We start from the raw sequence: 14,176 nt of genomic DNA on the forward strand, positions 1-14,176 counted from the left end.
TTTACACAACACCTGTAATTTTTTGCCTTTCCGTCGACTAATACATAAACTGTATTTCAATCAATAATATGGAAAAGCAATTTGTCGGACTTCTCAACCAAAACCGGGTGGTGCTTTACAAAATCTGCAAAATGTACTGCCCGGACGCAGAAGATCGCCGTGATCTTTTCCAGGAAATCGTTTTCCAGCTCTGGAAAGCCTTTCCCACTTTCCGCCAGGAGTCCAATGTGAATACCTGGGTGTACCGCGTGGGCATGAATACCGCGATTTCTAACTTCCGAAAAGAAAAAAAGAGGCAGTCGCCCGCTGGGTTCGCACTCCCGGATATTGCTTTCCCGGATTTTTATGAAAACGACAATAGTAACTCTGAAACCGTGTTGCTCTATCAGGCTATTGAGCAGCTTTCGGCCGTGGAAAAAGCGATCGTGCTGCTGTATCTGGACGAAAAAAGTTACGACGAAATGGCCGGGATCCTGGGGATCAGCAAATCGAATGTGGGCGTGAAGCTCAGCCGCATTAAGATCAAACTTGAAAAAATTGTCAAATCACTTACATTTTAAACACCAAAAAACATGAACCTGGACGACCTGAAAACAAGCTGGAATACCATCGACGCAAAACTGCAAACCACGCAACTATTGAGCGAGCAAGTTGTGCTTTCCATGATCCGAAACCAATCCAATAGCACTGTTTCCCGCGCAACCCGGAAGCTCAGGAACACTACCCTATTCTTTTCGGGCCTGCTGGTGCTGTTTCTTGCCATATTGTCCGGTAATCCGTTCGACTATACGCACTGGTTTGAATATATTCCGACTGTTTTATATGCATTGTTGATTATCGCGGGGCTGCAAATTGTGATTTCTGCAAATAAAGAAATCGGCGGCGTGCCGCTGGTAAAAAGCAATCTGCGCGAAAGTCTGCAAACGGTCATATTGATCCAGCAACGCTACCAGGTTACTATGAATAAAGTGTGGAAAATAAGCCTGGCTGCGGGTTTCCTGATCGGAATTTCGCTGCTTGTCCGGAATTTTGAAGGGTATGGATTGACCAAATCCCTGCTCGTAATCGCTGCCAATGCATTGACGGTATTGGTTATGTTCGGCATCGCCAGATATATTTTCAGCCAGTTCCCCGACCGGACCATATCAGACCTGCAAATGCACCTGACCGAGCTCGACGAACTGGGGCAGTAGGCGCAATAATCTATTTCCAGGAAGGATTTGCAACAGTAGTTTAGGCGGGTATCCGTTTTTTTTGATCAAAACCAATCCTATTCGTGCTGATGATAAAGAATATATTCGATCGGTACAGTCAACTCCTGTTCTACGGATTTTGTCTTTCAATACTGCTGTTTTTGCTCAAATGGCTGGAATGGAAGTTCCTGATCATTGATAATTCGCTCGATATTTACATTGGACTGATCGCACTGTTTTTTACGATGCTTGGGGTCTGGGTAGCGAAGCAGTTGACCGGGCAGAAGGTCAAAACCATCATCGTCGAAAAAACAGTCGAGCGGACCATTCATGAACCTACCGACGCCATTGCCATGGAGCAGTTCAACCTGACGCCGCGGGAGCGCGATGTACTGATGCTGATCCTGCTGGGAAAAAGCAATATGGAGATCGCTGAGCAACTTTTTCTTTCGATCAGTACAGTAAAAACCCACGTATCGAATGTATTCGTAAAAATGGAGGTTAAAAGCCGGACGCAGGTGATGGAAAAAGCCAAGCGACTGAGGATCATGGCCTATTAAAGTTGGGACTTTAGTATGAAATTGGCTGGCAGGATCAAAATTGGCACTAAAGTATGAGCTGCGAAAAAGGCAGGTGACCTAGTTTTACCGGAAAGCTAACCAACCAAAAGACTATGAAAAAATACGTTCTGATTTACGGCCTGATCATGGGCGCGATCCTCTGTGTCAATGCGCTTTACCAGGTCAATCTATGCTACACCAATCCCGATTTCAAGAGTAATGATGTACTTGGGTACACTGCGCTGATCGTGATTTTTTCACTTATTTTCTTTGGGATCAGGAATTACCGGAACAAGCAGCTCGATGGTGTGATTACATTCGGAAAAGCATTCAAAATGGGCGCGATCATCGCGTTTACAAGTGCTACCATGTATGTGGTGGTGTGGCTGTTCTATTACTATCTCGTGGTTCCCGATTTCCTCGACCATTATATCCCGCATGTACTGAAAGAAGCGTCGCGGAACGGCGCTACCCAGGCGGAGCTCGCCCAGAAAACCACTGAAATGAACCAGTTTGAGGAAATGTACCAGAACCCGGCTTTTGTCGTGCTTACTACTTATGCGGAAGTGCTGCCGATCGGGCTGGTAGTGGCGCTGATCAGCTCTCTGATCTTGAAAAGTAAGTCGGGCCGCAGTGAGACAGGCGCCAATAATTTTGCTTGATAATCTGACCGCAACTTACGTTATTGGTCGTTCCAACGCAATCTGACCACTTTCCGCATGATCCGGCATTATCTCCTTCTGAGCATCTGTTTTTTGTTTTCACTCATTACCACAGCACAAACTGCGCCGAAAGGTTTTGTGGCAGATGATATCAGTATTGTGAAGGTAGCCGACCACGTGTATCAGCATATTACCTATTTCAATTCAGAAACTTTCGGAAAAGTATCGTGCAACGGAATGATCGTTTTTGACAAAGGTGAGGCCATTATTTTCGACACGCCGGTCAGCGATTCCACCTCGGCGGTATTGCTCGACTGGCTGGCAGATAGCCTGAAATGCAAGGTTAAGGCGGTAATCGCGACGCACTTTCATGAAGATTGTGTTGCAGGTTTAAATGAATTCCACCGCCGCGGCATCCCTTCTTACGGGAGTAACAAAACCATCGCATCGGCCACACTTGCCAAATTTCCGGTACCTCAGAAAGGCTTTGACGGAAACCTGACGCTGAAAGTGGGGAAAAGAAATGTGGAAACCGCATTTGTTGGGGAAGGCCACACCAAAGACAACGTGGTAGGCTATTTCCCGAGTGAAAAAGCATTGTTCGGCGGCTGCCTGATCAAAGAACTGGACGCAACAAAAGGCAACCTGGCGGATGCCAATGTGGATGCCTGGCCGGCTACGGTCACCAGGCTGAAAGCCAAATATCCGGGTACCCGCATTGTAATTCCCGGCCACGGAAAGATCGGAGACCTTGCGCTGCTGGATTACACAATCAGGCTTTTTGAGAAGAAATAACAACCTAACCTGGCACACTATACGCCACTAACCATTTGTATAGTGGTCGATTGCGCACAGGCGAGGGGTTTATTTTGTTTTCCTGATAAGTCTGCAACTCAGGTTGCGGGCAGTTATTTAAACAAGGAAAGCAAGATCATGGAAACTTCAATTTTGAAAAGAAAACTCGTAAATATCAAAAGTCCAGCAGCTCACCGTGGATTTCTAGGACCAGATCACACGGCCCGCGCGGTGATACAGAATGAATTCAAGGACAGTGATCCATTTATCATATTGATGGATGATTTTCTGGATAAAAAAGATACTGAGCCCGTCGGCGGCCCGCATCCGCATGCCGGTTTTGAAACAGTATCCCTGTTACTGGAAGGGGAGATCGGCGACGATGCGCACAGCATGCAGGCAGGTGATTTTCAGATCATGACAGCTGGCAGCGGCATTGTGCACACCGAATCCATTGAAAAAGAATCGAGAATGCGGCTGTTGCAAATGTGGCTGAACCTGCCAAAAAAAGATCGTTGGGCGACACCGAGGGTGCAGGATATCGCGCTGGGAAGTGTTCCAAAAATTATTGATAACGGACTGGAAATCAGATTATACAGCGGGGAGCTGGCTGGCCTGAAATCGCCGATACAAAATCACACGCCGCTGATCGTCGCAGAAATTCATTTGCAACCCGGCGTAGAAACGAGGCAGCAGCTGAATGCTTCTTACAATGCATTTCTTTATGTAGTTGAGGGGAGTGTGGAAGTGGGTGACGCGCGGGAAACTTTAACCGAAAACCAGATCGGCTGGCTCAGCAAGTCGACCGACGCTGGGGAAAGTGAGCTGGTACTTACGGGTGGAAGTTCGGGTGGAAAAGTGGTATTGTATGCCGCAGAGCCACAAAACCATCCGATTGTTTCATATGGACCGTTCATCGCAGACCGGGAAGACGAGATCAAAGACCTGTACCGTGATTTCCGGCAGGGTAAGATCGGGCACGTTTCGGAACTACCAGCGGCGCAGCGGTTCAGTTATTAGTATTTGAGTAAAAGATTGAGTCAGATAGAATGCGAAAAAGCCTCCTGCGAAATGCACGGGGGCTTTTTAGTAAATATTCTGAAATATTGTTTAGCTTGAAGTTAGTAAGCTATTCATTTCCTGCCATTCATAGATCTTCACTTTCTCCTTCGGATGTTTAGCTGCGACTACCATAGCACGTGCTACGTCGGCACCTTCAATTCCTTTGAATTTCTTCATCGGCCCTACCAAAAGTGGGTTAACAACCGAGAATATACTCATGAAAGTTTTTTCCATCGGGCGATTTTCCTTCCGGTTTCCCATGATCATCGATGGCCTGAAAATATAGGTATGGTCCATATTGAGCGCGATAACATCCCGCTCAGTCTCGCCTTTGGTACGAACATAAAATACAGATGAATTTGCATTTGCGCCTATTGCGGTGACTACAAAAACGGATTTCGCGCCGTTTTGCTTTGCCAGCTTTGCGGCGCGCACAGGGTAATCGTGGTCAACCTGATAATAGATCTTTTCGTCAGGGGTATTTTTCCTGGTAGTACCCAGCGCAATGAAAACATCGTCGCCAATTAAATCCGACCGCATTGCGGGAAGCGAATTGAAATCTCCGATCAGCGTTTTAAGTTTGGTGTGAGTTACACCAAGATCTTTACGAACTACAATAGTTACTTGCTCGTACGTCGGATCATTCAGAAGTTCTTCCAGAAGAAAAGATCCGATGAAGCCGCTGGCTCCGAACAAAATGGCATTTCTTGGTTCCATAAGTTACAATCATCAGATCGTTTTCTGCCCGGCCGTGAGCAATATTGAATGCAATTATGACAAACGAACTGAATATAGCGGCTTCATAATGCGCGGCCTTTTACCAGCCTTTTGCATGGAAGCGGAGGAACTGTTACGCTGAAATGGGTTAGTACTTTCTTCGAATGAATTCAGGTCGTCGAATAGGTCCTGGTGGTTTTTTGCTGATGATTTCATGTTGTTAAGGTTTTTATTATTGATGATATGTAACTGAAGGAATAAAATCCGTGCCAGCAAAAACAGACCACTAAATTTTATCTAAAATTTCTGCCGGAAGGAAAAATTTCTGTTTGTACATCCTTCCTCACCTGAGTTCGCTTATTAATTGCCTGAGAAACGTATTCATCTTTTTCGTCTGCGCGGGAAAGGGTGAGAATGTCCGGATTTTCGATTTCAATGGCTGTGAGTTTTTTGAGTAAAACAGATAAATCATGGCATTTTTGAACAATTACGTGGGTTACGTCACCTTCTCTTTGCAGCCGGCCTTCGACCATTAAAAGCCTCGCCCGCAGCACTTCCTTTCTGTATGTTTCAAAAAGTTTTTCAAAAACCACCAGGTTCGCATAACCCGTTTCGTCTTCAATGGTAATAAAACAAACGCCGCCAGCCGTGCCTGGTCGCTGCCTGACGAGCACGAGCCCCGCCACTTTCACCGGCCGGTTGTTCCCGATCAGTTCCAGATCGTTGGCGGAATAGATACCGCGTTCCTTTAATTTTTCCCGGACAAAACTGACCGGATGCGCTTTTAAAGACAGCGAAGTGGATGCATAATCCTGCACCACGTGCTCAGAAGCGGTCATAAAAGGCAACTGAACCTGTGGCTCGGTGGCGCTGGGCGAAGGCTGGCCTTCAAATAAACCAATAGGCCGGTCGCTTAATGCAGTTACCTCCCAGAGCGCCTGTCGCCTGTCCAGCCCGATAGACCTGAATGCATCGGCATCGGCGAATCGCTCCAATGCAGCCTGCGACACGCCCGCTTCGCGCAGATGGTGTACACTGGTATAAGGTTTTTTTCTGCCCGATATTAAAGCCTGAATATCATCTTCCCGCATTCCTTTTACCTGCCTGAAACCCAACCGGATCGGACAATACTTACCTGTTTTTGCTTCCAGAAGATTATCCCATTGAGAGTGGTTAATATCCACCGGCCGCACTTCCACATCGTGTTTCCGGGCGTCGATGATGATCTGGGCGGGCTGGTAAAATCCCATTGGCATACTGTTGAGAAGCGCCGTCGCAAAAACGTCGGGATAATGACATTTGAGGTAACAGGAAACATAAACGAGCAATGCAAAACTGGCCGCGTGACTTTCAGGAAAACCGTAACTGCCGAAACCTTCGAGTTGTTTGAAAATCCGTCTGGCAAATTCCTCGGTATAGCCTCTGTCCGTCATTCCTGCAACCAGTTTTTTTTCAAATCGCTCTACCATTCCTTTTACTTTAAAAGTCGCCATACTCCGCCTCAACTCATCAGCCTCGGTAGGTGTAAAACCGGCGGCAACAATCGCGATTTTCATAGCCTGCTCTTGAAAAAGAGGCACTCCCAGCGTCCTTTTTAGTATTTCTTTCAGTTCGGGAGTAGGATATTCAACCGGTTCTTCCCCATTTCTTCTTCTCAAATAAGGATGCACCATATCTCCCTGAATGGGCCCTGGACGAACAATTGCAACTTCAATGACCAAATCGTAAAATACGCGGGGCTTCAATCTCGGCAACATCGACTGCTGGGCGCGGCTTTCGATCTGAAAAACTCCGATGGTATCTGCTTTGCAAATCATATCATACACGCGCGAATCATCTTGCGGAACATTCGCCAGCGTGTAATCTTTATTATAATGCTGTTTGGCCAAATCAAATGCCTTGCGAATGCAGGTGAGCATTCCCAGGGCAAGCACATCTATTTTCAAGAAACCCAGTGTGTCAATATCATCTTTGTTCCATTCAATGCAGGTCCGGTCTTCCATTCTTGCATTCAAAATCGGGCACAGATCGGACAATTTGCCCTGCGTAATTACAAACCCGCCGGTATGCTGGCCGAGCTGGCGCGGGAAGCCCATGTATTGTTTAGTGAGATCGAGGATTTTGAGCAAATGCGGATCTTTCGGATTAAAACCCTGTTCGGCAACGCGTTTTCCTTCAAACCATTCATTTGTAAACTCCCAGATAGAACTGGAAAGTCTGTTGATCGCATCGAGCGACATACCCATTACTTTCGCCACATCCCTGATCGCCCCGCGTTGGTGTACCTGCGTAACCGTTGCCACAATGCCAGCCCGGTCACGACCGTATTTTTGATATATATACTGAATCACTTCCTCCCGCCGCTCATGCTCAAAATCTACATCAATATCCGGCGGCTCATTTCTGGCTGAGGAAATAAAGCGTTCAAAAAGCAAATCTATCTCCATCGGGTTTACCGAAGTAATCCCCAGACAATAGCAAATCGTAGAATTAGCCGCCGATCCCCTCCCCTGACACAGTATTTTCTGTTCTTTTGCAAACCTGACGATATCGTAAACAGTAAGAAAATAAGGCGCATAATCCATTTCCTTAATGAAAACCATTTCGTGCTCGATCGCAGTTCTGACTTTATCGGGAATACCTTCGGGATAACGTTCATTTGCTCCTTCCCAAGTCAGGTGAGCCAGTTCTTCCAGCGGCGAGCGGCCCACATTGGTGATCTCTTCGGGGTAAACATATTGAAGTGAATCGAGTGAAAAGCGGCAGGCATCTGCTATTTCCTGGGTTCTTTTAATAGCGTCGGGGTACCAAGCGAAGAGGCGCTTCATTTCTTCTTCGTCTTTTAAAAACCGCTCCCCGTTTTGATACAACTTAAAACCCGCATTATATATGGTACACTTTTCCCGGATGCAAGTCAGTACATCCTGCAATTCCCTGCGTTGCGGATGGTGATAGTACACATCATTGGTAGCCACCATTGGAACTTCAAATTCCGCTGCCAATTGTGAAATCCGGTACATTCTCTTGGTATCGTCACCCTGGTAAGTTCGCGTTGCGGCGATATACAATTCATTGCCAAGATTCTTTTTATATTCCCTTAATGCTCTTCTGAACTCCGGCTCAAAGTCAAACTGCTCGTTTAAAGTGGCAGGTGGTACCACGATGAATTTTATTCCCTTTGCATATTGATACACATCTTTTCTGTACAAATGACATTGTCCTTTTTCGGTACGTATATTTCCTTCCGTTAGCAATGCAGAAAGTCGGGAATAGGCATTTCTGTTAGTCGGGTAAGCCAGCAAACTGGGTCCGTCGAGCAAATCGAGCCGGCAGGCGGGAATAATTTTGATCCCTTTCAATTTTTTGGCAGCAGCAAATGCCCTTACTACACCAGCGAGGGTATTCCGATCGGTGATCGCGATTTTTTTATACTTGTATTCAAAAGCCTGCGCAACCAGTTCTTCCGGATGCGAGCCCCCCCGAAGGAAGCTGAAATTGGTAGTGACTTGTAGCTCGGTGTACATCAGACAAAAAAACCGTGAATAAACCAAATCCGCTTTTGCTCGTCATAGTGACCTAGCCGGAAAATCCAGTAACGCGCACCTTCCTGATCCTCAACGCAATAATAGTCCCGGTGTTCACCTTCTTCGAGCCACCATTCACTTTCTATCCGCTCAGGTCCATCCGCCTTTCTGATCATATGTACCTTGCCTTTGTAGTTAAAAAGTATGGGTGGATAATCGGGCAACAGCGCCGATACAAACACTTTTTCGGGCAATGCCAGTAACTGTACCGGCCGGACTCGATCTGTTCGCCAGTCAGTTAGTATCAAATCCTTCAAAGAAGCCGCCTCACTGACCGACCTTTCCGGCCAGTAATGTTCAGCTGGTAAAAAGCGGTGGATTACCTGCATTCCTGCCCTGCCCCCCAGTCTGTCCAGCAATTCCATTAAGGTAACCCGGTCATTTTCCCCGGCAAAGTTCCAGATCGATTCCTGAACCGGATCAACGTCCTCTACCTCAGTAGCTTCCATTACAAATAGTTCAATACCCATACCTGGTTTTATTGTCTGGATTTTGAGTTCAAAAAGTTTGAAAAGGTGCTCTCTATGGTTAGACGCGCTGCTTGTTACTATTTCAATCTGTACAATTTTTCCATCTACACGATATCCTTTAAATATTGCTTTTCTTAAACCTTTACCTTCCTTCAAAAAGCGTAAACAGAGCTTTTTCAGAAGAATTTTCAATGCAATTGCGATCCCCGTCGCGGTAACGATCGGTTCCATGCAGGGTAGCCTTTCCTGAAATGGCACCAGCGGTTTGAAAGGCTCAATAATTTCCAGCGCATGCCCGGTCGCCTGATCGAGCCGATCCAATAATTGTTGTCCAAAACGCCTTCTCAGCACCTGGCGAGGCATATTGATAAAATTGCGGATCTGGTACAAACCCAGTTTATGCAGCTTTTCAATGATCACCGGTTCAATTCGCAAAGCAGCTGGCGGCAGGTTTAGCAATGCATTCGCCTGATGATCAGGCGGGACTATTGTTAAATTCGGCCCGAAATGCGCCACTGCCCAGGCAGCCCCTACCGTGTCTGCAATCCCAGCCTGAATGTGATACCCTTGTTTACCCAGCTTTTCAACTATTTCCGCCAGATAATTTTCCTCCCCGTTCCATAAATGTGTACAGCCGGTAATATTGAGAATCAGACCGTCGGGCGGATCAACTGCAACGATTGGCGAATAGCGAATGCACCATTCTGCAAGACTTATTAAAAGCGTCGCTATTTCCTCAGGATTTTCGTCGATTACTTCCAGATCTGGAAATAGCGCCCTCGCATCAGCCACCACCATTCCATGCTCAATTCCATTCTCCTGTGCTTGCTGACTGGCTGCTTTTACAATCATCCTATTCCGCTCGGGCGCGACCAGTACAAACCGGCTATTTTTCAAACCTGGCTGCCTGATTATTTCCAAATCTGTCGCTAAATGCCGGAACCATATGTTAGCGAAGCGCGATTGCATATTTTATGTCATTTCAAAAGTTAAAATATTAAAAATGAGTTAGTTAGATATTTAATGATACTTTTGATATCAATAAAATGATTACAATAATATCAAATTGTTTGTATAAGTGCAATCTTTTTTTGAAGTTTGAGCCAGACAAAAACATTTCTATACACCTAAAAGAAAGCACTATGACAACAAACCAAAAACCATCGCTTTTTGAGGAAATCAAGAAAACAGACGACAGCGGAAACGAGTATTGGAGCGCACGTGATCTTGCGAAAGTGCTTGAGTATTTAGAGTTCAGAAACTTCAAGCCTGTGATTAAAAAAGCACAGCAAGCATGCAAAATGAGCAATCAGCCTGTTGAAAACCATTTCGTGCAAATGCACGAGATGGTCAAGATCGGTTCTCGTGCGGAGAGAATATTTGAAGACGGTGTAAAACTCTCCCGCTACGCTTGTTACCTGATCGTACAGAATGCTGATCCTTCTAAAGAGGTAGTCGCATTGGGACAGACCTACTTTGCGGTACAAACGCGCTTGCAGGAGATTCAGCAAATGCAGGAGTATAACAACCTTTCAGGAGAAAGCGAGAAGCGGGTTTTCCTGCGCGAGGAAGTGACCAGGCACAATTTACTGCTCGCTAACTCTGCGCGTACAGCCGGCGTAATAGAACCGATTGACTATGCAATTTTCCAAAATCACGGGTATATGGGATTGTACGGCGGGTTAGATGCAAAGGCAATACATGAAAAGAAGGAGCTCAAAAAGAGCCAGCATATTCTGGATCACATGGGCAGCTCCGAATTGGCCGCTAACCTATTCCGTACCACTCAAACGGATGATAAGCTGCGGAGGGAAAATATTACCGGCAAGCAAAAGGCCAACGAAACGCATTTTGAAGTGGGTCAGAAAGTACGGCAAACCATTCAGGAGCTGGGTGGAACTATGCCCGAGAACCTGCCTAATGCAGGTAGCATTAAAAAATTAGCGAAAGCGAGTGAAGTTAAAAGAATCAGGAAGAAGTAGTTAGAACACAAAAATGGGTACGGGGAGATGGAACAATTCAAATTATTCAACGATAGGGAGCACCTTTCGCTTCCGCAACACTTAATGGATTATGTGCCCGATTTCTTTGATAAGAAATCCAGCGACCTTTATTTAAAGATCTTCGTTCTCTCCATTCCCTGGCAGCAAACGAAGGTGGTGATGTATGAAAAAGAAGTACTTACTCCCCGGCTCTCAGCCTGGTTTGGCGACCGGCCTATGGTAAAAGGGGACAAACGGCCACCTATTGCGTGGACAGAAGAACTATGGGAAATTAAAACAAAAGTAGAGAACCATACAGGAATGAGTTTCAATGGTGTGTTGCTTAATTATTATCGGAATGAAAAAGATTCCGTCGCCTGGCACAGCGACAAGGATACGGTGCCCGGAATGGCAACGGAAATCGCTTCGGTAAGCTTCGGGCAGGCAAGGAATTTTGATTTCCGGAACAAGCTCGACCACCGTCAGCAATATTCACTCGAACTGCAAAATGGCTCACTGCTGCTTATGAAAGGCGATTTGCAACGGTACTGGGAACATCGAGTTGCCAAGTCGACAAAACCAATGAATGCGCGCATTAATTTAACATTCCGGAAAATTCTGCATTGATTGCACAAACATTAAGTCGCTATGATCCACATTACGCAATTTGTTTACGTCCGCGAGGGAAAGGAGGACATTTTTCATGAATTTGAAGCCCGCGTTTTGCCCCTGCTCGAACGCCACGGCGGCAAGCTACTAATGCGGATCAGGCCGGGTGCTGCGGATTTCATTGCCGGCGAGCTCGATCCGCCTTACGAAATACACCTTGTAAGCTTCCAAGATGAAGCCGGATTGCAGGCTTACGGCAGTGACGAAGAGCGGCAAAAGTGGCTGAGCATGAAGGAGGAATCTGTAACGAGCGTGATCATGGTGAAGGGATAAAACTTCACTGGCGTGATAATTTAGGCACTTGAATTTTTAAAACTACACGAAACCAAATGCCTAAAAAGAACCCTGAATATACACGGATTGAGGATTACGGATTGATTGGAAATCTCAAAACCGTCGCCCTCGTTTCCGTTGAAGGCTCTATCGATTTCATGTGTTATCCCGCTTTCGATTCACCCACGGTTTTTGCCAAGTTGCTGGATCATAAAAAAGGCGGCAGCTTTGCCATTTACCCGCAAATGGACGGCTACAACACCAAGCAGCTTTATCTTCCGGCGACGGCAGTGCTGCTAACCCGGTTTTTTTCGGAAGAAGGCATTGCGGAAGTCACTGATTATATGCCGGTTGACGATCAGATGGACAAGTCCAATGCGATCGTGCGACAGGTGAAAACCGTTCGTGGCAACATTACTTTTCAGGCCAAATGCGAGCCTGCTTTTGATTATGCCAATGCCACGCACAAATGCGAGTTACGCGACGAAAGTGTTTACTTCAACGCTGATAATGAGGATGGAACGGTGATGCGCCTCATTGCGGACGTTCCTTTGCAGATCAAGCAAAATGCGGGTTATGCTGAATTTACGCTCGAACAGGGCAAAACGGCTTATCTGGTGCTGGAATGCGGGAAAAGTCAGGTTGAAGATGAGAATCCGATAGAAGTCTATAAGAAAAGCACTTACCAGGATACGATTGATTTCTGGCGGAACTGGTCCAAAAAATCCACTTACAAAGGTCGCTGGAACGGGACGGTGAACCGCTCGGCGATCACTCTGAAATTGCTCACTTCGCGCGAGCTGGGATCGATGGTTGCTGCCCCTACTTTCAGTTTGCCTGAGGTTGTCGGCGGCGGTCGCAACTGGGATTATCGCTTTATGTGGATAAGGGACGCGGCTTTTACCATGTATGCGTTCCTCCGGCTGGGTTACACGGAAGAGGCCACGGCGTTTCTCGAATGGATTCATGACCGCGCCCAGGAAGACCAGCTTTATCTGATGTACACCATCGACGGCGGGCATGATATGGAGGAAGAAGAGCTCACACATTTGAGCGGTTATCAAAATTCAAAGCCAGTCCGAATCGGCAATGGCGCGCAGGGCCAGCACCAGCTCGACATTTACGGCGAGCTGATCGACACCATTTACATTTACAACAAACAGCACGCACCGATCACGTTTGAGTTTTGGGAAACCATTGTAAAACAGGTCGATGTGGTTACCAAAAAGTGGAAAACGGCCGATCACGGAATCTGGGAGATCCGCAACACCGAAAAGCACTTTTTGCACAGCCGGCTCATGTGCTGGGTGGCGATGGACCGCGCAATTAAAATCGGTCAGCACCGCTCATTCCCTTTTCCCGAAAGTGACTGGAAAAAAGTGCGTGACGACATTTACACAGACATTTACGAGAACTTCTGGAACGATGAAGTCGGTGCGTGGGTGCAATATAAAGGCGCTAAAAATGTGGACGCAAGTGTGCTGCTGATGTCGCTCATGCATTTTATTTCGCCCCGCGAACCGCGCTGGCTATCCACATTGAAAGTCGTGGAAGAACAGCTGGGCGTCGATGTGCTGTTGTATCGTTACAAAAATGGCGAAGCCTCATTTGACGGTCTGGAAGGCGAAGAAGGCACATTTAATATGTGTTCTTTCTGGTTCATCGAGTCCCTCGCCAAAAGCGGGGAAGTAGCAAAAGCGCTAGATAGTTTTGAGAAAATGATCGGTTATGCCAATCACCTGGGCCTTTTCAGCGAAGAAATCGGCCACAAAGCCGAGCATCTGGGCAACTTCCCGCAGGCATTCACCCACCTCGCCCTCATCAGCGCCGCTCTGGAAATCGACAAGCAGCTCGACAGACAATAATGCAAAAGCCAGGCGATCTCTTGTGGATTGCCTGGCTTTGTTTTCAATAATAACGAATCAAATCTTTACTTTTTCATCTCGCCAATTCGCTGGAAAAAGAACAGCAGTTCTTTAAACGAAGCGAAAATGTGACTTGCGCGTGGATTGTAGCCGAGCTCTGGCTGGGCGATCATGTAGCCTGAATAAATGTCCCAAAGGTCATTGACCCAAGTGGAAGCGTGGCTCTGGCTGAGCAACTCTGCGACTTCCCGGCCGTAAGCCAGGTGTGTCGAATCCAGGGATTCGTTGGTGTTTTGTTGTGTTTGCATAATGTATATGTTTTAGGTTTTAATAAAAAATGCCCT

The 14,176-nt window shown here is 46.6% G+C and carries 15 protein-coding genes; 10 read left to right on the plus strand and 5 right to left on the minus strand.

Translation table 11 applies throughout. The annotated features are described in order from the left end of the window. Positions 1–68: 68 nt before the first annotated feature. From KOD92_RS03985 to KOD92_RS04010, 6 genes are all read left to right on the plus strand, one after another. Entirely contained in the window at positions 69–560 is a 492-nt protein-coding gene (locus KOD92_RS03985) for an RNA polymerase sigma factor (protein WP_215232210.1), read from the plus strand. Between the two features lie 12 nt (positions 561–572). Further along, positions 573–1,193 (plus strand): hypothetical protein, encoded by a 621-nt coding sequence (locus KOD92_RS03990; protein WP_215232211.1) that lies wholly within the window; start codon positions 573–575, stop codon positions 1,191–1,193. A gap of 89 nt (positions 1,194–1,282) precedes the next feature. Next, a complete protein-coding gene (locus KOD92_RS03995) occupies positions 1,283–1,753 on the plus strand; it encodes a response regulator transcription factor (protein WP_215232212.1) in 471 nt (156 codons plus the stop codon). 113 nt (positions 1,754–1,866) lie between these two features. Then, the gene (locus KOD92_RS04000) at positions 1,867–2,415 is read left to right on the plus strand and encodes a DUF4199 domain-containing protein (RefSeq protein ID WP_229254509.1); all 549 of its coding nucleotides are present in this window, start codon (positions 1,867–1,869) and stop codon (positions 2,413–2,415) included. A 57-nt stretch (positions 2,416–2,472) separates the two neighbouring features. Beyond that, positions 2,473–3,210, plus strand: coding sequence for a subclass B1 metallo-beta-lactamase (gene bla, locus KOD92_RS04005; protein WP_215232213.1), 738 nt, complete (start codon positions 2,473–2,475; stop codon positions 3,208–3,210). Between the two features lie 138 nt (positions 3,211–3,348). After that, complete coding sequence (locus KOD92_RS04010) at positions 3,349–4,230, plus strand: pirin family protein (RefSeq protein ID WP_215232214.1); 882 nt, start codon at positions 3,349–3,351, stop codon at positions 4,228–4,230. A gap of 90 nt (positions 4,231–4,320) precedes the next feature. Here KOD92_RS04010 and KOD92_RS04015 read toward each other — a convergent pair whose 3' ends face one another. The 4 genes from KOD92_RS04015 to KOD92_RS04030 all read right to left on the minus strand — a co-directional run bounded on the left by KOD92_RS04015 (position 4,321) and on the right by KOD92_RS04030 (position 10,012). Then, positions 4,321–4,989 (minus strand): NAD(P)H-binding protein, encoded by a 669-nt coding sequence (locus KOD92_RS04015; RefSeq protein ID WP_215232215.1) that lies wholly within the window; start codon positions 4,987–4,989, stop codon positions 4,321–4,323. A gap of 54 nt (positions 4,990–5,043) precedes the next feature. Next, positions 5,044–5,205, minus strand: coding sequence for a hypothetical protein (locus KOD92_RS04020; RefSeq protein ID WP_215232216.1), 162 nt, complete (start codon positions 5,203–5,205; stop codon positions 5,044–5,046). A gap of 77 nt (positions 5,206–5,282) precedes the next feature. After that, positions 5,283–8,513 carry an error-prone DNA polymerase gene (locus KOD92_RS04025; protein ID WP_229254510.1) on the minus strand — a complete coding sequence of 1,077 codons (3,231 nt, stop codon included), beginning with the start codon at positions 8,511–8,513 and terminating at the stop codon, positions 5,283–5,285. Further along, positions 8,513–10,012 carry a Y-family DNA polymerase gene (locus KOD92_RS04030; protein WP_215232217.1) on the minus strand — a complete coding sequence of 500 codons (1,500 nt, stop codon included), beginning with the start codon at positions 10,010–10,012 and terminating at the stop codon, positions 8,513–8,515. The genes KOD92_RS04025 and KOD92_RS04030 overlap by 1 nt, the downstream gene beginning before the upstream one ends. 173 nt (positions 10,013–10,185) lie before the next feature. Between KOD92_RS04030 and dinD the strand changes: the two genes are divergently transcribed. From dinD to KOD92_RS04050, 4 genes are read left to right on the plus strand one after another with little or no spacing between them, the layout of a single operon-like run. Next, positions 10,186–11,025 (plus strand): DNA damage-inducible protein D, encoded by an 840-nt coding sequence (gene dinD / locus KOD92_RS04035; RefSeq protein ID WP_215232218.1) that lies wholly within the window; start codon positions 10,186–10,188, stop codon positions 11,023–11,025. A 27-nt stretch (positions 11,026–11,052) separates the two neighbouring features. Beyond that, positions 11,053–11,652, plus strand: coding sequence for an alpha-ketoglutarate-dependent dioxygenase AlkB family protein (locus KOD92_RS04040; RefSeq protein WP_215232219.1), 600 nt, complete (start codon positions 11,053–11,055; stop codon positions 11,650–11,652). A 21-nt stretch (positions 11,653–11,673) separates the two neighbouring features. Further along, positions 11,674–11,967, plus strand: coding sequence for a DUF1330 domain-containing protein (locus KOD92_RS04045; protein WP_215232220.1), 294 nt, complete (start codon positions 11,674–11,676; stop codon positions 11,965–11,967). Positions 11,968–12,023: 56 nt separating this feature from the next. Beyond that, positions 12,024–13,832 carry a glycoside hydrolase family 15 protein gene (locus KOD92_RS04050; RefSeq protein WP_215232221.1) on the plus strand — a complete coding sequence of 603 codons (1,809 nt, stop codon included), beginning with the start codon at positions 12,024–12,026 and terminating at the stop codon, positions 13,830–13,832. A 65-nt stretch (positions 13,833–13,897) separates the two neighbouring features. Here the strand turns inward: KOD92_RS04050 and KOD92_RS04055 are convergent, their stop codons facing one another. Continuing rightward, positions 13,898–14,140 carry a hypothetical protein gene (locus KOD92_RS04055; RefSeq protein WP_215232222.1) on the minus strand — a complete coding sequence of 81 codons (243 nt, stop codon included), beginning with the start codon at positions 14,138–14,140 and terminating at the stop codon, positions 13,898–13,900. Positions 14,141–14,176: the final 36 nt, after the last annotated feature.

Source organism: Dyadobacter linearis (genome assembly GCF_907165045.1).
In the GTDB taxonomy this organism is placed as follows: Bacteria; Bacteroidota; Bacteroidia; order Cytophagales; family Spirosomataceae; genus Dyadobacter; species Dyadobacter linearis.